This is a genomic window from Halomonas sp. 3H, assembly GCF_024206005.1.
Classification (GTDB): domain Bacteria; phylum Pseudomonadota; class Gammaproteobacteria; order Pseudomonadales; family Halomonadaceae; genus Halomonas; species Halomonas campaniensis.
In genome coordinates, this window is the sequence record NZ_CP100360.1 from 2,879,710 (window position 1) to 2,902,745 (window position 23,036).

The 23,036-nt window shown below is 70.5% G+C and carries 18 protein-coding genes; 4 read left to right on the top strand and 14 right to left on the bottom strand.

What is annotated here, in order from left to right:
• Positions 1-138 precede the first annotated feature (138 nt).
• The 5 genes from NFC98_RS13350 to NFC98_RS13370 all read right to left on the bottom strand — a co-directional run bounded on the left by NFC98_RS13350 (position 139) and on the right by NFC98_RS13370 (position 4,732).
• On the bottom strand, positions 139-1,317 hold the full coding sequence (locus NFC98_RS13350; RefSeq protein ID WP_254275421.1) for a ProQ/FINO family protein: 1,179 nt from the start codon (positions 1,315-1,317) through the stop codon (positions 139-141).
• Between the two features lie 78 nt (positions 1,318-1,395).
• Positions 1,396-1,962, bottom strand: a complete 567-nt coding sequence (locus NFC98_RS13355; protein WP_254275422.1) for a dihydrofolate reductase — start codon at positions 1,960-1,962, stop codon at positions 1,396-1,398.
• 13 nt (positions 1,963-1,975) lie between these two features.
• The gene (locus NFC98_RS13360) at positions 1,976-2,749 is read right to left on the bottom strand and encodes a thymidylate synthase (protein ID WP_254277846.1); all 774 of its coding nucleotides are present in this window, start codon (positions 2,747-2,749) and stop codon (positions 1,976-1,978) included.
• 104 nt (positions 2,750-2,853) lie between these two features.
• A complete protein-coding gene (gene lgt, locus NFC98_RS13365) occupies positions 2,854-3,642 on the bottom strand; it encodes a prolipoprotein diacylglyceryl transferase (RefSeq protein WP_254275423.1) in 789 nt (262 codons plus the stop codon).
• A gap of 49 nt (positions 3,643-3,691) precedes the next feature.
• Positions 3,692-4,732 (bottom strand): response regulator, encoded by a 1,041-nt coding sequence (locus NFC98_RS13370; protein ID WP_254275424.1) that lies wholly within the window; start codon positions 4,730-4,732, stop codon positions 3,692-3,694.
• A 102-nt stretch (positions 4,733-4,834) separates the two neighbouring features.
• On the opposite strand from NFC98_RS13370, the gene NFC98_RS13375 reads away from it, so the two are divergent.
• Positions 4,835-5,617 (top strand): NRDE family protein, encoded by a 783-nt coding sequence (locus NFC98_RS13375; RefSeq protein WP_254275425.1) that lies wholly within the window; start codon positions 4,835-4,837, stop codon positions 5,615-5,617.
• A gap of 141 nt (positions 5,618-5,758) precedes the next feature.
• On the opposite strand, the gene ptsP is transcribed toward NFC98_RS13375, so the two are convergent.
• Together ptsP and NFC98_RS13385 are read right to left on the bottom strand one after the other, a co-directional pair.
• A complete protein-coding gene (ptsP, locus tag NFC98_RS13380) occupies positions 5,759-8,017 on the bottom strand; it encodes a phosphoenolpyruvate--protein phosphotransferase (RefSeq protein WP_254275426.1) in 2,259 nt (752 codons plus the stop codon).
• Between the two features lie 124 nt (positions 8,018-8,141).
• A complete protein-coding gene (locus NFC98_RS13385; RefSeq protein ID WP_183333950.1) occupies positions 8,142-8,633 on the bottom strand; it encodes an RNA pyrophosphohydrolase in 492 nt (163 codons plus the stop codon).
• Between the two features lie 205 nt (positions 8,634-8,838).
• Between NFC98_RS13385 and NFC98_RS13390 the strand changes: the two genes are divergently transcribed.
• A complete protein-coding gene (locus NFC98_RS13390) occupies positions 8,839-9,495 on the top strand; it encodes an HAD family phosphatase (RefSeq protein ID WP_254275427.1) in 657 nt (218 codons plus the stop codon).
• 222 nt (positions 9,496-9,717) lie between these two features.
• Here NFC98_RS13390 and NFC98_RS13395 read toward each other — a convergent pair whose 3' ends face one another.
• Complete coding sequence (locus NFC98_RS13395) at positions 9,718-10,695, bottom strand: malate dehydrogenase (protein WP_254275428.1); 978 nt, start codon at positions 10,693-10,695, stop codon at positions 9,718-9,720.
• A 189-nt stretch (positions 10,696-10,884) separates the two neighbouring features.
• On the opposite strand from NFC98_RS13395, the gene NFC98_RS13400 reads away from it, so the two are divergent.
• A complete protein-coding gene (locus tag NFC98_RS13400) occupies positions 10,885-12,036 on the top strand; it encodes an efflux RND transporter periplasmic adaptor subunit (RefSeq protein WP_254275429.1) in 1,152 nt (383 codons plus the stop codon).
• Position 12,037: 1 nt separating this feature from the next.
• Entirely contained in the window at positions 12,038-15,112 is a 3,075-nt protein-coding gene (locus tag NFC98_RS13405; RefSeq protein ID WP_254275430.1) for an efflux RND transporter permease subunit, read from the top strand.
• A gap of 135 nt (positions 15,113-15,247) precedes the next feature.
• On the opposite strand, the gene rsd is transcribed toward NFC98_RS13405, so the two are convergent.
• From rsd to NFC98_RS13435, 6 genes are all read right to left on the bottom strand, one after another.
• A complete protein-coding gene (rsd, locus tag NFC98_RS13410; RefSeq protein ID WP_183333939.1) occupies positions 15,248-15,754 on the bottom strand; it encodes a sigma D regulator in 507 nt (168 codons plus the stop codon).
• Between the two features lie 107 nt (positions 15,755-15,861).
• Positions 15,862-16,380 (bottom strand): disulfide bond formation protein B, encoded by a 519-nt coding sequence (locus tag NFC98_RS13415; protein WP_302055066.1) that lies wholly within the window; start codon positions 16,378-16,380, stop codon positions 15,862-15,864.
• The gene (gene gshA / locus NFC98_RS13420) at positions 16,377-17,987 is read right to left on the bottom strand and encodes a glutamate--cysteine ligase (RefSeq protein ID WP_254275431.1); all 1,611 of its coding nucleotides are present in this window, start codon (positions 17,985-17,987) and stop codon (positions 16,377-16,379) included. Before gshA ends, NFC98_RS13415 begins: the two co-directional genes overlap by 4 nt.
• A gap of 130 nt (positions 17,988-18,117) precedes the next feature.
• Entirely contained in the window at positions 18,118-20,520 is a 2,403-nt protein-coding gene (locus NFC98_RS13425) for a Tex family protein (RefSeq protein ID WP_254275432.1), read from the bottom strand.
• Positions 20,521-20,622: 102 nt separating this feature from the next.
• Positions 20,623-21,120: a peptide-methionine (R)-S-oxide reductase MsrB gene (gene msrB / locus NFC98_RS13430; RefSeq protein WP_254275433.1), complete on the bottom strand. Its 498-nt coding sequence runs from the start codon at positions 21,118-21,120 to the stop codon at positions 20,623-20,625.
• A 101-nt stretch (positions 21,121-21,221) separates the two neighbouring features.
• Positions 21,222-22,778 (bottom strand): phosphoenolpyruvate carboxykinase, encoded by a 1,557-nt coding sequence (locus NFC98_RS13435; protein WP_254275434.1) that lies wholly within the window; start codon positions 22,776-22,778, stop codon positions 21,222-21,224.
• Between the last annotated feature and the right edge of the window lie 258 nt (positions 22,779-23,036).

Consider the following 23,036-nt stretch of genomic DNA (forward strand, 5'->3'; position numbering starts at 1 on the left):
CGGTCGTGCGGTTCTCGCGAGCGGGCCGACCGTGCCGATCACCGGCGAACCCCGCGGGGACGCCGGCGGCCGGCGCCGAGCGGATTCATGATGCCCAGCTGATATGGCAAAGACAAGTCGCGGGTGCCAACGCGGGGATCAACGGCCGTTGTGCTTGGCCAGCAGGGCCGAGAGCTTCTCTTCCAGGGTGGCGGGTGCGGCAGGCGCCTCGGCCTGGGCGGGCTTGGCGGCCGGCGCCTTGTCGGCAACCGGCGCGGCGGGCTTGCGGCCGGCAGCGCGGGGCTTGGCTGCCTGCCCCACCCTGCCCGGCCCGGCGGCCTTGCCCCGGCGCTGCTGGCGGTCCGCCTGCAGGCGGTCGAGCTTCCTGCGGGCGTGCTCGGCGGCCTGGGCGTCCACCACGCCGGCCGGCTGGCCCGCCAGGTCGATGCGCTCGGCCCCCTCGCGCACCGCCTTGAGGTAGCGCGGCAGGTTGACGTAGCAGGCCAGGGCCCGGCGCACCAGCTTCTCGGGCCAGGGCTCGCGGGCGGCCAGCGCCTCGTGGATGCCCACCTGCAGCGGCCGGGTGTGCCCCTTGAAAAAGGCCGAGCCGTAGCGCTGGTACCACTCGGCGAGCAGCGCCTGGGGCGAGGGGGCCTCGCCGATGGGGAGGCTATCCTGGGGGGGGGAGGGGGGTGGCGCCGGTGCGTCGTGTTCCTGGGGAGTGCCGGATGTGCTTGACGGTGCCGGTGTTTCGTCCCGCCCGATAGATCGAGCGCCTGCAGGCGCCTCGGTGGATTCTGCCGTTGGCTCGGGTCGCTCTGATCGCCGAAATGTCGGACCACCGATAAATCGGGCTCCTACAAGAGAGCTCTCAGGGGGCTCCGACGTTGGCGGCGCTGCCTCTCGGGCTCCCACAGGAGGCTTTCCCGACGCATCGCGCTCCGCCGCCGGGCGGCCAATCAGCGCGGAGAGCCCCTGGGAGCGCCGGTGGGGCCGGGGGAAGCCGCCCTCGGCGGCATTGCCGGCATTGCCGGCGAGGCGTTCGTGCAGGTGGCGGTTGTGCTCCTCGAGCTCGCGGTTCTGCTCGTCGAGCTCGCGGTTTTCTTCCACCAGCTCGCGGCGCTCTTCCACCAACTCGCGGCGCTCTTCCACCAGCTCGCGGCGCTCCTCCTGCAGCTCCAGGCGGTTGGCCTCGAGCTCGGCGAGGCGCCGCTCCAGCTCGGCAAGCCGCCCGGTCAGCGCCTGGCGCTGCCGGCGCTCCTCCTGCAGCAGGCCGAGCAGGGTCTCGGTGCGCCCTTCCAGGGCGTCCAGCAGACGACTTGAGCGTTCCTCGATCACAACCGGTTTCCTCCAAGCGCTACATGACGAGGCAGTGCCGACAAGTCTGTGCCAGAACCCTCAACATGACAAATGTCGTCAGGCGCCGACAGGATCCCGGCGGCGATACTCCACGAAGTGGTAGTCGGGCTGCCCCTCGGCGGGGGTGCCGGGCATGCGCTGCACCTCCTCCCACTCGGCGGGGTCGATCTCGGGGAAGCGGGCGTCGCCCTCCACCTCGATGTCGACCTCGGTGAGGTAGAGGCGGCGGGCAAAGGGCAGCGCCTGGGCGTAGATCTGGGCACCGCCCATCACCATGATCTCCTCGGCGGCATCGATGGTCGCCTGCTGGTCGGCCAGGGCCAGGGCAGCGGCCAGGTCGTGGCAGACGCGAATGCCGTCGCGGTGGGTGCTGTCCTGGTAAAAATCAGGGTCGCGGGTCACCACGATGTTGAGCCGCCCGGGCAGCGGGCGGCCGATGGACTGGTAGGTCTTGCGACCCATCACCAGCGGCTTGGCCTGGGTCATGCGCTTGAAAAACCTGAGGTCCTCGGGCAGGTACCAGGGCAGCTGGTTGTCCACGCCGATCACCCGGTTGCGGTCCATGGCGGCGATCATCGCCACGGGGACCAGGGTCTCCTCGATCAGGGGCTCGGTGTCGCTCATGACGTCTCTCCGCTTATACCGCCACGGCGGCCTTGATATGGGGGTGGGGGTCGTAGCCCTCGATGGCGATGTGCTCGAAGCGGAAGTCGAAGAGCTCCGTGACGCCCGGGTCGAGCACCAGGCGCGGCGCCTGGCGCGGGGTGCGCGCGAGCTGCGTCTCGGCCTGCTCCAGGTGGTTCAGGTAGAGGTGGGCATCGCCCAGGGTGTGCACGAAATCCCCTGGCTCGAGGCCCGCCACCTGCGCGATCATCCGGGTCAGCAGCGCGTAGCTGGCGATATTGAAGGGCACGCCCAGGAAGATGTCGGCGCTGCGCTGGTAGAGCTGGCAGGAGAGCCGCCCTTCCGCCACGTAGAACTGGAACAGGCAGTGGCACGGCGGCAGCGCCATCTCGTCCACCAGCGCCGGGTTCCAGGCGGAGACGATCAGCCGCCGCGACTGGGGATTGGTGCGGATCTGCTTGAGCAGCTTGGCGATCTGGTCGACGTGGCCCCCGCGCGGGTCGGGCCAGCTGCGCCACTGGTAGCCGTAGACCGGGCCCAGGTCGCCGTTCTCGTCGGCCCACTCGTCCCAGATGCTGACGCCGTTCTCCTTCAGGTAGGCGATGTTGGTATCGCCGGCCAGGAACCACAGCAGCTCGTGGATGATCGAGCGCAGGTGCAGCTTCTTGGTGGTGACCAGCGGGAAGCCCCGGGAGAGGTCGAAGCGCATCTGGTGGCCGAAGAGCGAGCGGGTGCCCACCCCGGTGCGGTCGCTGCGCTCCACGCCATGGTCGAGGACCTGGCGCATCAGGTCGAGGTAGGGCTGTTCGAGGGCGGGAAGCGTCTGGTCGGTCACGGCGTCGCCTGGGCTGGGTGAATGGGCTCGATATTCTACATGCTGGGTTCGGCGCGCTACACCCTGGCGTCCACGGGCTGCTTGCGCGACCAGGCGATCAGCGCCAGGCCGGCGAGGATCATCGGCAGGGTCAGCAGCATGCCCATGGTCACCCAGTCGAAGGCGATGAAGCCGATATGGGCATCGGGCAGGCGCACGAACTCCACCGCGAAGCGGAACACGCCGTAGAGCAGCAGGAACAGGCCCGAGACCAGCCCGCGAGCGCGCGGCTTCGCGGAGACGAACCACAGCACCGCGAAGAGCACCGCCCCCTCCAGCAGCGCCTCGTAGAGCGCCGAGGGGTGGCGCGGCTCCGGCCCCATGCCGGGGAACGGCATGCCCCAGGGGAGTTCGGTGACGCGGCCCGGCAGCTCGCGGTTGATGAAGTTGCCGATGCGCCCGGCGCCCAGGCCGATCGGCACCAGGGGGGCGACGAAGTCGGTCAGGGTGAAGAAGGCCAGCCCCTTCTTCCTGGCGAACCACAGCGAGGCGAGCAGCACCCCGGCCAGGCCGCCGTGGAAGCTCATGCCGCCATCCCAGACGCGGAAGATCCACAGCGGGTCGGCCAGCCACTGCCCCATGCCGTAGAAGAGCGCATAGCCGAGCCGCCCCCCCAGCACCACACCCAGGGCGGCGTAGAACAGCAGGTCGCCGATGTCATCGTGGGTGAGGCCGATGCGTGCCGCGCGGCGGCGGCCCAGCCACCAGGCGGCGACGAAGCCGACCACGTACATCAGGCCGTACCAGTGCACCTGGAAGGGGCCCAGGGAGATCGCCACGGGGTCGATATCGGGGTAGTTCAGCATTGCGGTTCCTTGGAAAGCAGGCGTGGGCCGGAGGGAGCCGGCCCGGTGATCAGGGGGCCTCGTGGGCGCCGATGGCATCCGGCAGCCAGTGCCTGACCCGGTCGACCAGGGCCTGAGGGCGGTAGGGCTTGGCCAGGTAGTCGTCCAGGCCGGCGTCCTCGAAGCGGCGCCGATCGTCGTCACTGGCGTTGGCGGTCAGCGCCACCAGCACGCTGCGCCGGCCAGGGTAGCGGCTGGCCTCCTCCTCGCGCCAGCGGCGGCTGGTCTCCATGCCGTCCATGTCGGGCATGAAGATGTCCATCAGCACCAGGTCGAAGGGAGCCCGCGCCAGGCAGGCCAGGGCCTCGGCGCCGGAGGTGGCCGTGACGACCTCCAGGCCCTGCCGCTCCAGCACCTGGCGCGCCAGCATCAGGTTGACCGGCCCGTCGTCGACGATCAGCACCCGCGCGGGGCGCAGCCGGGGGGCGGCGGCCTCGGCCTCGCCGCCGGAGAGGCCGGCCAGCAGCACCGAGAGGTCCCCCAGCCGCTCACGCAGCTCGCGCACCAGGCTCTGGCAGGTCTCGCGGTCGGCCGGATAGCCCTGCTGCTCCGCCACCTCGTCCAGCCGGTCCATCAGCGGCTGCAGCTCGCGCCCCAGCAGGGTCAGGTAGTCGGACTTGAGGCGCGACTCCTCCCGGGCGCGCTCGCGCCCGGCCATCAGGCGGTCGAGCCGACGCTCGCGCTGGGCCAGGTCCTCCTCCAGGCCCTGCAGCCGGCGGCGGAGGGACTCGTCGCCGGCCGGCACCAGCTCGCCGATGGACTGGATCGCGGCGTCGCCCGTCGGCCGGGGCGGTTCCGTGCCGCCGTCGGCGGCGGGTGACTGGCCGGTGCCATCGGCCGCGGGATAACGACGCAGGAAGAGCACGACCACCAGCAGGTTGAGGCTCGCGGCCACCAGCAATGCCGGCAGTGCCACGGCCGACGCGCCGGGCGCGAGCAGCGCGACCAGCAGCCCGGCCGCCAGCAGTCCACCCTGGACCAGCAGCGCGGCCTGGCAGATCGGGCGGAGGCGCCAGGAAGCTGGCGCCCTCCGGGGGGATTCGACTCGCATGGTCATCCTTGGGCAGCGACGAGGTTGACGGTCGAGTGTACGACGCCGCAACGCCGCTGTCATGGAGGGGACAAGCCGGCACCCAGGCGTTAAGCTGCCCGGATGTGCCTGATTGCCTTCGATCACCGCCCCGGCAGCGACTGGCCGCTGCGCCTGGTGGCCAACCGCGACGAATTCCATGCCCGCCCGGCCGCCCCGCTGGCGACCTGGGAGGATGCCCCCGATATCGTCGGCGGCCGCGACCTGGAGGCCGGCGGCACCTGGCTGGCCGTGCATCGCCGGGGCCGCTTCGCCGCGGTGACCAACGTGCGCGACCCACGCCTCAAGGTGCCCGCCGGTGCGCCGAGCCGGGGGGCGCTGGTGCGCGAGGCCCTGGAGCGCGACGACCTGCCGGCCTGGCTGGACCGCCTGGCCGGCGGCGAGGGGCTCCGCTACGCCGGCTTCAACCTGCTGGCCGGTGATGGCGAGCGCCTGTGGCACCTGCATCGGGGCCTCGATGGCCTGTCGCTCAGGGCCGTGGCGCCCGGCCTGCACGGCCTCTCCAATGCCAGCCTGAACACCCCCTGGCCCAAGCTGATCGCCGTGCGTCAGGGGCTCACCGGCAGCCTGCGCCACGGGCGCTGGCCCGAGGATGCCCTGGCGGTGATGGCGGACCCCCACCCCGCCGACGACGACCGGCTGCCGGCGACCGGCGTGGGCCTGGAGATGGAGCGCCGGCTCTCCTCACCCTTCATCGTCGGCGAGCAGTACGGCACCCGCGCCATGACCTGGCTGGCCTGGCAGGCCAGCGGGCGGATCGAGATCGGGGAGCGGCGCTTCGGGCCGAACGGGGTGGCGCTGGGGGAGAGCGCGGAGCGCCTGATGACGGCACCAGCCTCAATGTAGGAGCCTTGCTTGCAAGGCGATGCGGCTATCCGACCCCATCGCGCTGCAAGCAGCGCTCCTACATGGCGATGCGGCTATCCGACCCCATCGCGCTGCAAGCAGGGCTCCTACGTGGCGATGCGGGTATCGTCCTGCTGCCCCTCAATCCCGCGGCGGCAGCAGGTGAGCGAGGTCCCAGCCGTCGAGGCGCTGCGCCAGGTGGCGGCGCACGTCGGCGGGGGAGTCGAGACGGAGGGTCTCCTGGACCAGCTCGCGGGCGCCCTGCAGGGGCACCCGGCGAATGGCGGCACGCACCCGCGGCAGGCTGGGCGCGTTCATGGAGAGGGCGCCGAAGCCCATGCCCATCAGCAGCAGGGCGCCGGCCGGGTCCCCGGCCAGCTCGCCGCATACCGAGATCGGCATCTCGAGGCGCTCGGCATCCACGGCCAGCTTCGCCATGGCGGAGAGCACCGCCGGGTGGCAGGCATCGTAGAGGTCGGCCACCCGCGGGTTGTTGCGATCCACCGCCAGCAGGTACTGGGTCAGGTCGTTGCTGCCCACCGAGAAGAAGTCGGCGCGCCGGGCCAGGGCATCGAGCTGGTAGAGGGTCGCCGGCACCTCCAGCATCACCCCGACCCTGGGCCTCCCCACCTTGACCCCCTCCTCGCCCAGCTCGAGGATGGCGCGGTCGAGCAGGCGCAGGGCGTCGTCGACCTCGTCGACGTTGGTCACCATGGGCAGCAGCACCTGGAGGTTGTCGAGCCCCTGGGAGGCGCGCAGCATGGCGCGCAGCTGCACCATCAGCACCTCGGGGTGGTCGAGGGTGACGCGGATGCCGCGCCAGCCGAGGAAGGGGTTGGCCTCCTCGATGGGGAAGTAGGGCAGGTCCTTGTCGCCACCGATGTCCAGGGTACGCATCACCACCGGCAGCGGCGAGAAGCTCTCGAGCTGGTCCCGGTAGAGCCGAGTCTGCTCCTGCTCGCCGGGAAAGCGCTCGGTGATCATGAAGGGGACCTCGGTGCGGTAGAGCCCCACGCCGCTGATCCGGCTCTTCAGCGAGGCCACGGCATCCACCGCCAGGCCGGTGTTGACCATCAGCGGCATGTCGTGGCCGTCCGGGGTCCGGCTCGGCAGGTCCTGCTCGTGCTCCAGCATCTCGACCAGGGCACGCTCCTCGGCGATCAGCCCCTGGTAGTGGCTCTCCAGCTCCTGGTTGGGGCGCACGAAGAGCCGCCCGCGGTGACCATCCAGGATCACCCGAGAGCCGGAGAGCCGCGGCAGCGGCAGGTCGACCATCCCCGAGACCGTGGGGATCCCCATGGCGCGGGCGATGATCGCCACGTGGGAGGTGCTGGAGCCGCGCACCGACACCAGGCCGGCGAGCTTGTCCCGGGGCACCTCGCCGAGCATCGCCACGCTGATCTCGTCGCCCACCAGGATGGTGCTGTCGGGATAGACCTCCGGGGTCTGGGGTGTCTCCTCCTGCAGGTGGGCGAGCACGCGCCGGCCCAGGTCGCGCACGTCGGCCGCCCGCTCACTCAGGTAGTCGTCGTCGACCCGCTCCAGGTACTGCACGTGGCGCCGCACCACGTCGGCCAGCGCGCCGGGCGCCCACTGGCCCTCGCGAATGCGCTTGACCACCTCCTGGGAGAGCGCCGCCTCGCCGAGCATCTGCTGGTAGACCTCGAACAGCGCCAGCTCCTGGGCCGAGATGCGGCTGGCCAGGCGCTCGCCGGCGGCACGGATCTCCTCGCGCACGCGACCGATCGCCTCCTTGAGGCGGGTGATCTCGTACTCCACGTCGGTGGGAACCAGGTCCGGCACGCTGTCGAGGTCGGCCGGCATGGCGATCACCACCGCCTCGCCGATGGCCATGCCCGGCGAGGCGGCCACGCCCTTGAACTGCACCTGGCCCTCGAGGCTCGGCCGGGTGAGGTTGCCGGTGGCCAGGGCGTGGGCCAGCACGCCGGCCAGCTGGGCGGCCATGGTGACCAGGAAGGCCTCGTCCTCCTCCCCATAGCGGCGCTTCTCCGACTGCTGCACCACCAGCACGCCGAGCATACGGCGCTGGTGGATGATCGGCACGCCGAGGAAGCTCGAATAGCGCTCCTCGCCGGTGGCCTCGAAGTAGCGGAACTGCGGATGCGCCTGGGCGTCCTCGAGGTTGAGGGGCTCCTCGCGGCTCGCCACCAGGCCGACCAGGCCCTCGCCGATGGGCAGCGAGACCTGGCCCACCGCCTGGGTGCGCAGGCCGATGGTCTCCATCAGCACCAGCTGGTCCAGCTCGGCGTCGAAGAGGTAGAAGGAACAGACGTCGGTGTGCATCGCCTTGCGGATGCGGCGCACCATGGTGGACAGGGCCGCGTCCAGGTTGCGGGCCCCGTTGACTTCCTGTGTGATGCGTCGCAAGACCTCGAGCATGGGCGTACTGTCGTCCGTTCGTTGTTATCGGTTGTCTCCAGCGGAGCCGCTTCCTGTCGGACCCGCCTCCGGTGCCGGTGTTCCGGCCCGGCCCCTGTCGACCGCCGGGGTGGCGCCCGTGGCCTCAGCCGAAGCCCAGCGCCAGGCGCTGGGCCCGCGGCGAGAGCTCCCGCAGGGCCCGACGGTAGACCTCGCGTTTGAAGGGCACCACCTGGGCCAGCGGATACCAGTAGCTGACCCAGCGCCAGCCGTCGAACTCCGGCGTCGGCGTGCCATCCATGCAGATGCGACTCTCCTGGCAGCGGATACGCAGCAGGAACCACTTCTGTTTCTGGCCGACACACACCGGCCTCGAATGGGTACGAATCATGCGTCGCGGCAGGCGGTAGCGCAGCCACCCCCGGGTGCAGGCAAGGACCTCGACATCATCGGCGGTGAGGCCGATCTCCTCGTAGAGTTCGCGAAAAAGTGCCTGTTTCGGTGTCTCGTTCGCCTTGATGCCTCCCTGGGGAAACTGCCACGCATTCTGCCCAACCCGACGCGCCCAGAGCAGCTGCCCCTGGTCGTTGGCGATGATGATGCCAACGTTGGGGCGAAAGCCGTCAGCGTCGATCACGGACTTCACCTTATGAATCCAGAATTGGGTCCATTCTTCCACAAGGCCGTGAAGCGCATCAATACGACATCTGGGCCAGGCCGCGGCCCGCGGCGGGCCCGTCGCCGGGCGACGACGGCAATCGCTCGAAGCCGGCGGCCCGTTCTGCCATAATCGCCGACTTTCGACCCTGACCGCGCCATCAGACAATCAATGGGGAGTTGCCGTGAGCCTGGCCATCTTCGACCTGGACAACACGCTGCTGTCGATCGACAGCGATCACGCCTGGGGCGAGTTCCTGCTCGAGCAGGGCGCCGTCGACCCGGTGGCCTACCGCGAGGCCAACGATCGCTTCCTGGCCGACTACGAGGCGGGCACCCTGGACATCCACGCCTTCCTGGAGGTGGCCCTGAGGCCGCTGGCGGAGAACAGCCCCGAGCAGTTGGCCGCCTGGCACCAGCAGTTCATGGCCAGCAAGATCGAGCCGCACATCCTGGCCAAGGGCGAGGAGCTGGTGGCCCGCCATCGCACCCGTGGCGACACCCTGATGATCGTCACCGCCACCAACCGCTTCATCACCGGGCCCATCGCCGAGCGCCTGGGCGTCGATCACCTGATCGCCGTGGAGCCCGAGGTCGTCGACGGCCGCTATACCGGCAGGGTGACCGGCACCCCCAGCTACCGCGAGGGCAAGGTCAAGCGCCTGGAGGCATGGCTGGCCGACAAGGATCTGACCCTGGACGACTCCTGGTTCTACAGCGACTCCCACAACGACATCCCCCTGTTGGAGATCGTCGAGCACCCGGTGGCGGTGGACCCGGACCCCTCGCTGCGCGAGGTGGCCGAGGCACGCGGCTGGCGGATCATCAGCCTGCGCGATTAGCGCCGAGCGCCGAGCGCCGAGCGCCGAGCGCCGAGCGCCGAGCGCCGAGCGCCGAGCGCCGAGCGCCGAGCGCCGCAGGATGATGTCACGACCAACGCAGACGCCAACGAAGAAACCCCGCCGGGTATCGCGCCCGACGGGGTTTCTCGTTTTCTACCTCGGCACCTGCCGCCCGTTACCGAGCAGCTGGGCGCTCGGCGCCGGGCGCTGCCCGAAGGGCGATCAGCCCAGCAGGTGCTCGACGGCGGCGCGCTCTTCACGCAGCTCGTCTTCGGTGGCCTTCATCTTCTGCTGGCTGAAGTCGTCGAGGGAAAGGCCCTGGACGATCTCGTACTTGCCGCCCTGGCAGGTCACCGGGTAGGAGTAGATGATGCCCGGCTCCACGCCGTAGCTGCCGTCGGCCGGGATCGCCATGCTGACGATCTTGCCGTCGGTGCCCAGCGCCCAGTCACGCATGTGGTCGATGGCGGAAGAGGCCGCGGAGGCCGCGGAGGAGGCACCGCGGGCCTTGATGATCGCCGCGCCGCGCTGCTGCACGTCGGGAATGAAGGTGTTCTCGTACCAGTCACGCTCGACCAGCTCGGCCGCCGGCTTGCCGGCCACCTGGCAGTGGGCGATGTCGGGATACTGGGTGGCGCTGTGGTTGCCCCAGATGATCATGCCCTCGACGTCGGTGACGTGCTTGCCGGTCTTCTGGGCCAGCTGGGTCAGGGCGCGGTTGTGGTCCAGGCGGGTCATGGCGGTGAACTGCTTGGGATCCAGGTCCGGCGCGTTGCAGGAGGCGATCAGGGCGTTGGTGTTGGCCGGGTTGCCCACCACCAGCACCTTGACGTCGCGGCTGGCGTTGTCGTTCAGGGCCTTGCCCTGGACGGAGAAGATCGCCGCGTTGGCTTCCAGCAGGTCCTTGCGCTCCATGCCCGGGCCGCGCGGACGGGCGCCGACCAGCAGGGCGAAGTCGGCATCCTTGAAGGCGACGTTGGCATCGTCGGTGGCGACGATCTCCTGCACCAGCGGGAAGGCGCAATCGTTGAGCTCCATCACCACGCCGTTCAGGGCCTCCATGGCCGGAGTGATCTCGAGCAGCTGCAGGATGACCGGCTGGTCCTTGCCCAGCATGTCGCCGGAGGCGATGCGGAAGGCGAGGGAGTAGCTGATCTGGCCGGCAGCGCCGGTGATGGCAATACGAACGGGCTCTTTCATGGTGGCTCCTTGGGTTGTCAACGCGCGGGTTGTCGCCGTGAGGATGGGCCGGGCGGACGGGTCATCTGCCCTGGCCGGGATTCGAACCGCGAGAATGGTATGCCTGCAGTGCACAAAACTCAATGCGACGTAGGACGAGGGCAGGAGGTGATATGCTGGGCTCTCATGCCTGCTGATGGACCACATCGCATGACGCGTCGCCGCCTCCCTCCCCTGCCGCCCCTGCTGGCCATCGGCCTGACCCTGCTGCTGCTGCTGTGGCTCGCCATGGGCGACCTGGACCGCTTCCGCGACGCTCCCCCGACGGCCGGCGAGGCCGAGCAGACCGTGCCGCCCCGGGTCGAGGTGGCGACGCTGACCGCCGAGGCCCACACGCCCACCCTGGTGCTGCAGGGGCAGCTGGAGGCCTTCCGGGAACTCGAGCTGCGGGCCCGCCAGGCCGGCCGGGTGGCGACGCTGCCCGTGGCCCTCGGCGGGCGGGTCGAAGCGGGGGACGTGCTCCTCGAGCTCGAGCCGGATGCCCTCCCCGAGCGACTGGCCCAGGCCGAGGCGGAGCTCACCCTGGCACAGGCGGAGCTGGCCGGTGCCGACGACCTGCGCCGCCGCGAGCTGATCTCCAACACCGACCACCTGCGCCTGCAGGGCGGCGTCGCCCGCGCCGTGGCCGAGGTGGCCAGCCTGCGCCGCCAGCGGGACGACACGCGCCCCACCGCCCCCTTCGCCGGCGTGCTCGACCGCCTCGACGCGGAGCTCGGCGAGCTGGTGCAGGTCGGCGAGGCCTGGGGACGGCTGGTCGACGACTCGCGGCTGGTCGCCACCGCCTCGGCGCCCCAGCGGGACGCCCTCGCGCTGGGCCCGGGCCTGCCCGTCGAGCTGGAGCTGCTGGACGGCACGCGGCTGCCCGGCGAGGTGAGCCACGTGGCCAGCCGGGCCGAGGACGCCACCCGCAGCTTCGCGGTGGAGGCCACCCTGGACAACCCCCAGCGTCGCCGCCTGGCCGGCGCCAGTGCCACCCTGCGCATCGCGCTGCCCGAGCGCCGGGTCCACCGCCTCTCGCCGGCCCTGCTCGAGCTGGATGCCGAGGGCCGGCTGGCGGTCAAGCACCTGGTCGAGGATGACCGGGTGGCACAGAGCCCGGTCCAGCTGGTGGACGCCGACGCCCGCGAGGCGCGGGTGGCTGGCCTCCCCGAGCGGGTCCGGCTGATCACCCTGGGCGGCGGCTTCGTCGCCCCCGGCGAACGCGTCACCGCGGTGCCGGTCGCCGCCGACGAGGGACAGGCCGAGAGCCTGCTGCCCGGTGGCCCGCCCGTGCCGGCCGCCGACGCCGCGGAGCCGCGCTGAGATGCGCGCCCTGATCGAGGCGGCGCTGGACCGCTCGCGCACCACCCTGCTGCTGCTGGTCGCGCTGCTGCTGGCGGGCCTGGCCGCCTGGCAGGCGGTGCCCAAGGAGGCCAACCCCGACGTCACCATCCCGATCATCTATGTCTCGCTGTCGCTGGAGGGGGTAAGCCCCGAGGATGGCGAGCGGCTGCTGGTGCGGCCCATGGAGCAGGAGCTGCGCAGCATCGAGGGGGTGCGCAAGATGACCTCCCAGGCCAGCGAAGGCCATGCCGCGGTGACCCTGGAGTTCGACGCCGGCTTCGACCCCGACCAGGCGCTCACCGATGTGCGCGAGAGCGTCGACATCGCCCGCGCCGAGCTGCCCCAGGAGGCCGACGAGCCGAGGGTGATGGAAGTCAACGTCGGGCTCTTCCCGGTGCTCTCCATCGGCGTGTCGGGCCAGCTGGACGAGACCCGGCGCCTGGCCGTGGTGCGGCGCCTCAAGGAGGAGATCGAGGGCATCGCCGAGGTGCTGGAGGTGGACATCGGCGGCGACCGAGAGGACCTTCTCGAGATCGTCGTCGACCCGCTGGTGCTGGACAGCTACGGCGTCGACTTCGACAGCCTGTTCACCCTGGTCAGCCGCAACAACCGCCTGGTGGCCGCCGGCAGCCTGGACACCGGGGCCGGCCGCATGGCCCTCAAGGTCCCCGGGGTGATCGAGCGCCTCGAGGACGTGATGGCCATGCCGGTGAAGGTGGACGGCGACCGGGTGGTGACCTTCGGCGACGTGGCCTGGATCCGCCCCACCTACAAGGACCCGGACGGCTTCGCCCGCATCGACGGTCAGCCGGCGCTGGTGCTGGAGATCTCCAAGCGCGCCGGGGCCAACATCATCGCCACCATCGACCAGGTGCAGGGCCTGCTCGAGGAGGCCGCGGCGCTGATGCCCGAGGGGCTCGAGATCACCACCATCATGGACCAGTCCGAGATGGTCGAGGAGATGCTCGACGAGCTGCTCAACAACGTGCTCACCGCCGTGGCGCTGGTGCTGATCGTGATCCTGGCCGCCATGGGCCCGCGCAGCGCGCTGATGGTGGGGCTGACCATTCCCGGCGCCTTCCTCTCCGGCATCCTGCTGATCTGGACGATCGGCTACACCCTCAACATCGTGGTGCTGTTCGCGCTGATCCTGGTGGCCGGCATGCTGGTCGACGGCGCCATCGTGGTCAGCGAGCTGGCCGACCGCCACCTCCGCCAGGGCCAGGCACCCCGCGAGGCCTGGGTCAACGCCGCGGCGCGCATGAGCTGGCCGGTGATCGCCTCCACCGCCACCACCCTGGCGGTGTTCATGCCGCTGCTGTTCTGGCCCGGCGTGGTCGGCGAGTTCATGAAGTACCTGCCGGCCACGGTGATCCTCTGCCTGCTGGCCTCGCTGGCCATGGCACTGGTCTTCCTGCCCACCCTGGGGGGCGTCTTCGGCGCCCGCGCGTCCCGCGCCAAGCACGACGATGAGCTGGTCACCGCCGGCGGGCGCCTCTACCGCGCCCTGCTCGCCCGCCTGCTCGCCTGGCCAGGCCTGACGCTGCTGGCCGCCCTGCTGCTGATGGCGCTGATCTACACCGGCTATGCCCGCTTCCACCACGGCGTGGACTTCTTCCCCGCGGTGGAACCGGACAGCGCCCAGGTGCTGGTGCGCGCCCGGGGCGACTTCTCCGCCGCGGAGAAGGACGCCGTGGTGCGCCGGGTGGAGGCGCGCCTGTCCGACATGAGCGAGGTGGAGGCGCTCTACGCCCGCTCCTTCGCCGTGCCCAACGAGCAGCTCGGCAGCGACGTGATCGGCGCGCTGCAGTTCCAGCTGATCGACTGGCAGCGGCGCCGCCCGGCCGAGCGGATCCTCGCCGAGATGGCCGAGCGCACCGCCGACCTGCCGGGCATCCGCCTGGAGTTCCGCGAGCAGGAGATGGGGCCCGGGGCTGGCAAGCCGATCGTGCTGGAGGTGAGCGGCCACGATGCCACGGCCACCGACCGGGCCGTGGACGCCCTGCGCGCGCTGATGGGCGAGCTGGGCGGCTTCCGCGACATCGAGGACAACCGCAGCCTGCCGGGGGTGGAGTGGCGGGTCGTGGTGGACCGCGAGGCCGCCGCGCGCTTCGGCACCGACGTGGCGAGCGTGGGCAGCGCCGTGCAGCTGATCACCACCGGCCTGCAGGTGGCCAGCTACCGCCCGGCCGGGGTCAACGACGAGGTGGATATCCGCGTGCGCCTGCCCGAGGGGTATCGCTCCCTGGACCAGCTGGGCCGCCTGACCCTCAACACCGCCCGCGGCCAGGTGCCGGTCTCGCACTTCGTGCGCCTGGAGCCGGCGCCCAAGGTGGGCACCCTGCACCGTATCGACGGGCGCCGCGCCATCACCCTGGAAGCCGACGTGGCCCCGGGCCGCAGCGCCGACGAGCGGCTGCGGGCGCTTCTGGAGGCGGCGGGCACGCCGCCGGAGGGGGTGCTGGTGAACGTGGCCGGCGAGCAGGAGGACCAGCAGGAGGCGATGCGCTTCCTGGCCGGCGCCTTCCTGGTGGCCATCGGTCTGATGACGCTGATCCTGGTCACCCAGTTCAACAGCTTCTACCAGGCGGGACTGGTGCTCTCGGCCATCGTCTTCTCCACCGCCGGGGTGCTGCTGGGGCTGCTGGTCAACGCCCAGCCGTTCGGCATCGTCATGGTGGGGATGGGCATCATCGCCCTGGCGGGGATCGTGGTGAACAACAACATCGTGCTGATCGACACCTACAACCAGCTGCGCGGCGAGGGACGCGATGCCCGGGAGGCCGCCCTGGAGGCCGGCGGGCTGCGCCTGCGCCCGGTGCTGCTGACGGCGATCACCACCGTGCTGGGCCTTGCGCCCATGGTGCTGGGGATCAACGTCAACCTGTTCGCCCCGAGCCTGGGCCTCGGTGCCCCCTCGGCCCAGTGGTGGACGCAGCTCTCCAGCGCCATCGCCGGGGGCCTGACCTTCGCCACCGGCCTGACCCTGCTGCTGACGCCCTGTATGCTGGTGATGGGCGCCCGGCTGGAGCGGCGCCTAGCGCCTAGCGCCTAGCGCCTAGCGCCTAGCGCCTAGCGCCGCAGGATGATGGCACGACCGATGTGCCCCTTAGGGGTCTCCAAAATCTGCCGCCCGTTACCGAGCGGCTGGGCGCTTGTAGCTCGGCGCTGCCCGAAGGGCGGGTCGGCGTCACACCCGTGACTGGACCTCGGCCTCCTCGCGGGCGGCGTCGGGGGCGTGGGCGGCGTGGAGCCGGGAGATCAGCTGGTCCTCGAGGCTAAAGCGCTCGGTGAGGCCGCGGGCCAGCCGCTCGAGCCAGGCCGGCAGGCGGGCGATATTCTGGCGTACCCGCCCGGGGCTCTCGTACTCGCCGTCGAAGGCCAGCACCAGCTCGGTGGACATCTCCAGGCGCTCGAGCAGCCGGTCGGCGATGACCAGCGCCTGGTCGTCGCCGAAGGCATGGGCCTCCTCGCGCAGCTGCGGGTAGACCTCGAAGTGGCCGGCGCTGATGTAGTCCATCAGCAGCTCGCTGAAGGCGTCGATGCGCTCCTTGCTGACCGCCTCGAGTTCGGCGTCACAGGCTTCCTTGAGCTCGACGAAGTTGACCAGCAGCTCGCGTCGCCCGTCCAGCCAGCGGTCGATCAGCTGGTGCACGCCACCCCAGCGTTCCAGGGCGCTCTTGCAGTCTTCCAGCATGGGGAACCTCCGTTGCTCCATGGGGGCCGGTGGCAGGCAGCACCGAACCGTCAGGCCCCAGATTCCCCCCTGCCGTGGCGAGTGTCAATCCCTGCCCGGCCGCCGGCTCAGGGACGCTCGCGGAAGGCCGTGAGCAGAAGGCCCAGCGGGGCCAGCGCCAGCACCACGAAGCCGATCAGGGTCCAGCCGGGCAGCGAGATGCCGAGCAGCAGGAAGTCGATCTCGGCGCACTCCCCGGAGCCGGAGAGCACCATGGCGACGACATCGCGCCACGGCAGCAGCTCCATCATGTAGTCGAGGCCCGGGCCGCAGCTGGGCACCTCGTCCGCCGGCAGCGACTGCAGCCAGAGGTGCCGCCAGGCCACGCCGATGCCGCCGGCCACGGCGGCCAGGCCCAGCCCCCCGTAGAGCGCGGCGCCGACCCGCCCGGCGGGATTGTGGATCGCCGCCACGGCGAACACCGCGGCGGCGGCGAGCACCGCCACCCGCTGGAAGATGCACAGCGGGCAGGGCTCGAGGCCGCCGAGGTGCTCGAGGCCCAGGGCCACGGCCATCATCAGCGCACAGAAGGCCAGGCCGGCGAGGCTCCAGTGGCGCACCGAGAGCCGCGAGAGGGTGGCGGTCACGAGGTGGCCTCCTGGCCCAGCCGGGTCTCACGGGCGCGGGCGAAGTAGCTCGCCAGGAAGTCGTCGAAGGCCTCGAGATCGCCGTCCTCGATGTCCCCCTGCTGCTGGTGGGAGGTCTCGACGAGCTGCTCGAACAGCGCCTCGCGGGCGGGGTCCATGGGCTCGGCGCGCAGCCGGTCGGCCTGCTCCCGGGCGATGGCCAGCATGGCGTCGGAGAACTCCTCGCCGGTCTCGCGAAGCCGCGCCAGCAGCTGGCCGGAGGGGGTGAGCGAGGGATCCGCCAGGCGCGGCGCCATGGCGGCCACGGCGTCGCGATGGGGCGTGCCCTCCTCGAGCAGGTCGAGCAGCTCGGCCACACGGGTCATCTCGTCGAGGATCTCGCCGCCCCAGTCGGCCACGCTGCGCGGCGTATCGCCCTGGCAGAGGCGCAGCGCCGGGTCGCGCCCGCGCTCCACCACCCGCCGGCGGTTGTCGTCGAGCCGGTCGCACTCCTCGTCGGGGATCCAGGGGCTCTCGGCGAGCAGGCACCACATCACGAAGGCATCCACGAAGCGAATCTGGGTCTCGTCCACGCCGAGGGTCAGCAGCGGGTTGAGGTCCAGGCAGCGCACCTCGATGTATTCGACGCCGCGGGCCTCCAGCGCCTGGCTGGGGGTCTCGTCGTGGCGGGCCACCCGCTTGGGGCGGATGTCGCTGTAGTACTCGTTCTCGATCTGCAGGATGTTGGCGTTGAGCTGGCGCCACTCGCCGTCCTCATGAACGCCCATGGCCTGGTAGGCGGGCCAGGGGGTGGAGATGGCATGCCGCAGCGTATTCACGTAGTTGGAGAGCGAGTTGAAGCAGATCTTCAGCTGCGCCTGCACCTTGTTCTGGTAGCCGAGGTCGGACATGCGCAGGCTGGTCGCATGCTCGGAGACCAGGGTCTCCTCGCCGTGGCGCTCGAGCTTCTCGGGCAACTCGCCGCCGGGCAGGAAGCTGCGATCCAGCGCCGGCGAGGCGCCGAAAAGGTAGAGCAACAGCCAGCTGTGGCGACGGAAATTGCGGATCAGGCCGAAGTAGCGCGACGAGCGGTAGTCGTTCATCGGCGTCGCCTCGGCGCCCTCGAGCTCGCGCAGCACCGACCAGAGGTCGTCGGGCAGCGAGACGTTGTAGTGCACCCCGGCGATGGCCTGCATGATGCGCCCGTAGCGCACGTCCAGCCCCTTCCGGTAGACCCGCTTCATGGTCCCCACGTTGGAGGGGCCGTAGTCGGCGATGGGCACGCTGTCGTTGCCGTCGAGGCGCGAGGGCATGCTGGCCGGCCAGATCAGCTCGTCGTCCAGGACACGGTAGGTGAAGCGGTGCAGGTCACCGAGGAAGGCCATGGCATCTTCGGGGCGGCAGTAGACCGGCGTGATGTACTCCAGCAGCGCCTCGGAATAGTCGGTGGTGATATGCGGATGGGTCAGCTTGGAACCCAGGGCGGCCGGGTGCGGCGTGGCGGCGATGCGGCCGGCACGGTCGACGCGCAGTCCCTCCTTCTCGAGACCGCGGCGCAACCGGCTGAAGCGTCCCGCACGCGCGGGGCCCTCCAGGCGGGCGATAAGGCTGGCGAGTGAATCGGACAAGATGAACACCCCTTGTCTGGGAAGCGGTCACGAGCGACGCACTTCATCCTTGTGAGACGGGCGCCCGAGGCGCCCGTAAAGAGCAGATTATGGTGCCTGGCGGCGGTGATTCAAAGGTCGGCCGGCGCCGTCAGCGTTTCCGCTTCGCCTCGAGCAGGGCGGCCCCCAGGGCGCCCATCTGGCCCGACTGGCTCCCGCCGCTGCCATTGCCGTTGCCATTGCCGTTGCCGCGACCGTCACCCTTGCGCGGCGGCTTGCCGCCCCGGGCCTGGCGCTCGCCGCCATTCCCTTCACGTCGGCGGCGGGGCTTGTCGCCCTCCTCGTCCGGCTGGTCATCCAGACGCATGGAGAGACCGATCCGCGCCCGCGGCAGGTCGACGCTCATCACCTTGACCCTGACGATGTCGCCGGCCTTGACCACGCTGCGCGGATCCTCGACGAACTTGTCGGAGAGCGCCGAGATATGCACCAGGCCATCCTGATGGACGCCGATGTCGACGAAGGCGCCGAAGTGGGTGACGTTGGTGACGCTGCCCTCGAGGATCATGCCGGGCTCCAGGTCCTTGAGGGTCTCGACGCCCTCGCGGAATTCGGCGGCCTTGAACTCAGGGCGCGGATCGCGCCCCGGCTTGTCCAGCTCGGCGAGGATGTCGGTCACCGTGGGCACGCCGAAGCGCTCGTCGGCGAAGTCGGCGGGCCTGAGCGACGTCAGCGTGGTGCTGTCGCCGATCAGGCTGGCCAGCCCCCGCCCGCTCCTCTCGGCGATGCGTTCCACCAGCGGGTAGGCCTCGGGGTGCACGGCGCTGGCGTCCAGGGGATTGTCGCCGTTCATGATGCGCAGGAAGCCCGCACACTGCTCGAAGGTCCTGGGCCCGAGGCGACTGACCTCGAGCAGCGCCTTGCGGCTGGTGAAGACACCCTCGGCGTTGCGCCGGGCGACGATGGCCTCGGCGAGCGCCGGCGAGAGGCCGGCCACCCGGGAGAGCAGCGCGCTCGATGCGGTGTTGAGGTCGACCCCCACGGCGTTCACGCAGTCCTCGATCACCGCCTCCAGGCTGCGCGACAGCTGCACCTGCGAGACGTCGTGCTGGTACTGGCCCACGCCGATGGACTTGGGCTCGATCTTGACCAGCTCGGCGAGCGGATCCTGCAGGCGCCGGGCGATGGAGACCGCCCCGCGGATGGTGACGTCGAGGTCCGGCAGCTCCCGGGAGGCGTACTCCGAGGCGGAGTAGACCGAGGCGCCCGCCTCGCTGACCATCACCTTGGCGAGCGTGCGCTTTCCGGCCCCGGTCCTTGTAGAAAAGGCCTTGACCAGGTCACCGGCGAGGCGGTCGGTCTCGCGGCTGGCGGTGCCGTTGCCCACGGCGATCAGCGCCACGTCGTGCTTCTCGACCAGCCTTGCCAACTCGGCGAGCGACGCGTCCCAGGCGTTGCGGGGGGCATGGGGGTAGATGGTGGCGTGGGCCAGGAACTGGCCGGTGGCGTCCACCACCGCCACCTTGCAGCCGGTGCGCAGGCCCGGGTCGATGGCCAGGGTTGCCTTCTGCCCCGCCGGCGCGGCCAGCAGCAGGTCCTTGAGATTGGCGGCGAAGACCTCGATGGCCGCCTGCTCGGCGCGTTCACGCAGCCGGCCCAGCAGCTCGGTCTCCAGGTGGGTGTAGAGCTTGACCCGCCAGGTCCAGCGCACCACGTCGCGCAGCCACCTGTCGGCGGCGCGGCCCTGGTCGCGGATGTTGAAGTGACGGGCGATGGCCACCTGGGCGGGATGGATCGGGGCCTCCTCCTCGCCGGGCAGCCGGATGGCCAGGGTCAGCACGCCCTCGTTGCGGCCGCGGAACATGGCCAGCGCCCGGTGGGAGGGGGTCCTGGCCAGCTTCTCGTCGTGCTCGAAGTAGTCGGAGAACTTGGCGCCCTCGGCCTCCTTGCCCGGAATCACCCGGGCGGAGAGCTCGCCCTCCTGCCACAGCCGCTCGCGCAGGCTGCCCACCAGCTCGGGGTCCTCGGCGAAGCGCTCCATCAGGATCTGGCGGGCGCCATCCAGGGCCGCCTTGGCGTCCTCCACGGCGCGGATGTCCCCCTCGGCGGCGCGAAGGTACTTCGCCGCCTCGGTTTCCGGGTCCCGGGTGGGGTCGGCCAGCAGGGCCTCGGCCAGGGGCTCGAGGCCCGCCTCGCGGGCGATCTGCGCCTTGGTGCGGCGCTTCTTCTTGTAGGGCAGGTAGAGGTCTTCCAGGCGCTGCTTGGTGTCGGCGGCCTGGATCTGCCCGGCGAGCTCGTCGGTCAGCTTGCCCTGCTCGTCGATGGCGGCCAGCACCGCGACGCGGCGCTCCTCCAGCTCGCGCAGGTAGCCGAGGCGTTCGTGGAGGTTGCGCAGCTGGGTGTCATCGAGCCCGCCGGTCACTTCCTTGCGGTAGCGGGCGATGAAGGGCACGGTGGCCCCGCCGTCGAGCAGCTCCACCGTGGCCGAGACCTGCTGGGGGCGAACGGAGAGCTCCTCGGCGAGGCGCGTGATGATGCGTTGGGTGGCGTCCATGTAAACCTTCGCTGATGCTCGAGAATCAATCGCGACAAGGTATCACAGGCGCCCTTCCCGCGGCAGGCTTGACGTCGGGGCCGGGGCCCGGTCCGCCACGGCTCAGGCGGGCACGAAGGTGAGCGCCAGGCCGTTGTTGCACCAGCGCAGGCCGGTGGGCTCGGGGCCGTCGCTGAACACATGGCCCTGGTGGCCGCCGCAGCGGGCGCAGTGGTACTCGACCCGCGGCCAGATCAGGCTGAAGTCGAGCTGGCTCAGCAGGTGGCCCTCCACGTGGTCGAAGAAGCTCGGCCAGCCGGTGCCGGAGTCATACTTCATGGCGCTCTCGAAGAGGCGCAGGTCGCAGCCGGCACAGCGGTACTCGCCCTCGCGCCACTCCTTGTCCAGGGGACTCGACCAGGGCTCCTCGGTACCGTGGTCACGCAGGATCCAGTACTGCTCGGGGGTAAGCCGCTCCCGCCACGCGTCGCGGGAGAGCTCCAGGCGCTCGAGCCCCGGTGCGGCCTCGAGCGACAGGCGAGGAAAGCCGAAGGCGGCGCCGGGCAGCAGGGCCACCGCGCCGGTGGCGCCCGCCAGGCCCAGGAAGTGCCGTCGTTTCATTCTTCTTCTCCATCAGGTGACAGACAGCAGAACGGGGGAGCGGCGATGCCGCTCCCCCGTTCAGACCCCCGGTCGCACCGGGGGTTCGCCATGCGGTGCCTTCAGGTCAGGCTGGGGCCCGCCTTGACGATGGCCTCGCTGACGCCGTCGAACTTCTTGAAGTTGTCGACGAACTTGGCGGCCAGGTCCTTGAGCTGACGGTCGTAGGCGGCCGGATCTTCCCAGGTCCCGCGCGGGTCGAGCAGGCGGGAGTCGACGCCGGGCACCGCGGTGGGCACCGACAGGTTGAGGCCGTCGATCTGCCGGGTCTCGACGTCACGCAGCACGCCGGACTGGATGGCGCTGATGATGGCGCGGGTGGTGGGGATGGAGAAGCGCGAGCCGCCCTCTCCGTAGGCACCGCCGGTCCAGCCGGTGTTGACCAGGTAGACCTGGGCATCCTTCTCGGCCACGCGCTTGATCAGCAGGTCGGCGTACTCGCGCGCCGGGCGCGGGAAGAAGGGGGCGCCGAAGCAGGTGGAGAAGGTGGCGGCGAGCCCCTCGGAGGAGCCCATCTCGGTGGACCCCACCTTGGCGGTGTAGCCGGAGAGGAAGTGGTAGGCGGCGGCCTCCTTGGAGAGCACGGAGACCGGCGGCAGCACGCCGGACATGTCGCAGGTCAGGAAGACGATGGCGTTGGGCTCGCCGGCGCGGTTCTCGGGCACGCGCTTCTCGACATGCTCCAGCGGGTAGGCTGCGCGGGAATTCTGGGTCAGGCTGTCGTCGGCGTAGTCCGGCTCGCGACGGTCGTCGAGGACCACGTTCTCCAGCACGGTGCCGAACTTGATGGCGTTCCAGATTACCGGCTCGTTCTTCTCGGAGAGGTCGATGCACTTGGCGTAGCAGCCGCCCTCGATGTTGAAGACGGTACCCGGGCCCCAGGCGTGCTCGTCGTCACCGATCAGGTAGCGCGCCTGGTCGGCGGAGAGGGTGGTCTTGCCGGTGCCGGAGAGGCCGAAGAACAGGCAGGTCTCGCCGTCCTCGCCGACGTTGGCGGAGCAGTGCATCGGCAGCACGTCGAAGGCCGGCAGCAGGAAGTTCTGCACCGAGAACATGGCCTTCTTCATCTCGCCGGCGTAGCGCATGCCGGCGATCAGCACCTTCTTCTGGGCGAAGTTGATGATCACGGTGCCGTCGGAGTTGGTGCCGTCGCGGGCCGGGTCGCACTCGAAGCCGGCGGCGTTGAGGATGGTCCACTCCTGCTTGGCGGAGGGGTTGTACGCCTCGGGGCGCACGAACATGGTGCGGCCGAACAGGTTCTGCCAGGCGGTCTCGGTCTGCACGCGCACCGGCAGGTAGTACTCGGGGTCGCTGCCCACGTGCAGCTCGGAGACATAGTGCTCGCGGCCCAGCAGGTAGTCCTCGACACGGGCCCAGAGCGCATCGAACTTGTCGGCCTCGAAGGGACGGTTGACGCTGCCCCAGTCGATCTGGCCGCTGGTGGACGGCTCGTCGACGATGAAGCGGTCCTTGGGCGAACGACCGGTGCGCACGCCGGTGTTCACCACCAGGGCGCCGTTGGCGGCCAGGCGGCCCTCGCCGGTGGCCACCGAACGCTCGATGAGCTCGGCGCTGGTGAGGTTGACGTGGGCGTTGGTAGCGGCTTGGGGTGTGGTCATGTCGATTCCTGGGCCTTGCGGCCGATTCTCTCTCGTGTGCCGGGCGCCGGTGATGACGCAACGGGTGCCTGCCATCGATCGCCGCGTGCGGGTTTCCCGTCTTGTGATGAGGCGATCGAGCCGAAAAAACGGCGCCATTATGGCAAAAACCGCCCCCGCGGGGAACGCCGTTTTTGGGCGAAATTCATGTAGTTTTTCTACAACATGGCGCGAGTTCACGCCACGACACCTTGTGCGCCGCAGCAATTGCTGTCGAGG

Coding starts and splice junctions, on each gene's coding strand:
- NFC98_RS13355 (WP_254275422.1), bottom strand. CDS start 1,962: ATGAGCGACACCGAGCCCCTGATCGAGGAGACCCTGGTCCCCGTGGCG.
- msrB (WP_254275433.1), bottom strand. CDS start 21,120: ATGAAACGACGGCACTTCCTGGGCCTGGCGGGCGCCACCGGCGCGGTG.
- NFC98_RS13435 (WP_254275434.1), bottom strand. CDS start 22,778: ATGACCACACCCCAAGCCGCTACCAACGCCCACGTCAACCTCACCAGC.
- lgt (WP_254275423.1), bottom strand. CDS start 3,642: ATGCTGAACTACCCCGATATCGACCCCGTGGCGATCTCCCTGGGCCCC.
- NFC98_RS13405 (WP_254275430.1), top strand. CDS start 12,038: ATGCGCGCCCTGATCGAGGCGGCGCTGGACCGCTCGCGCACCACCCTG.
- ptsP (WP_254275426.1), bottom strand. CDS start 8,017: ATGCTCGAGGTCTTGCGACGCATCACACAGGAAGTCAACGGGGCCCGC.
- NFC98_RS13425 (WP_254275432.1), bottom strand. CDS start 20,520: ATGGACGCCACCCAACGCATCATCACGCGCCTCGCCGAGGAGCTCTCC.
- rsd (WP_183333939.1), bottom strand. CDS start 15,754: ATGCTGGAAGACTGCAAGAGCGCCCTGGAACGCTGGGGTGGCGTGCAC.
- NFC98_RS13370 (WP_254275424.1), bottom strand. CDS start 4,732: ATGCGAGTCGAATCCCCCCGGAGGGCGCCAGCTTCCTGGCGCCTCCGC.
- NFC98_RS13360 (WP_254277846.1), bottom strand. CDS start 2,749: ATGCGCCAGGTCCTCGACCATGGCGTGGAGCGCAGCGACCGCACCGGG.
- NFC98_RS13375 (WP_254275425.1), top strand. CDS start 4,835: ATGTGCCTGATTGCCTTCGATCACCGCCCCGGCAGCGACTGGCCGCTG.
- NFC98_RS13400 (WP_254275429.1), top strand. CDS start 10,885: ATGACGCGTCGCCGCCTCCCTCCCCTGCCGCCCCTGCTGGCCATCGGC.
- NFC98_RS13395 (WP_254275428.1), bottom strand. CDS start 10,695: ATGAAAGAGCCCGTTCGTATTGCCATCACCGGCGCTGCCGGCCAGATC.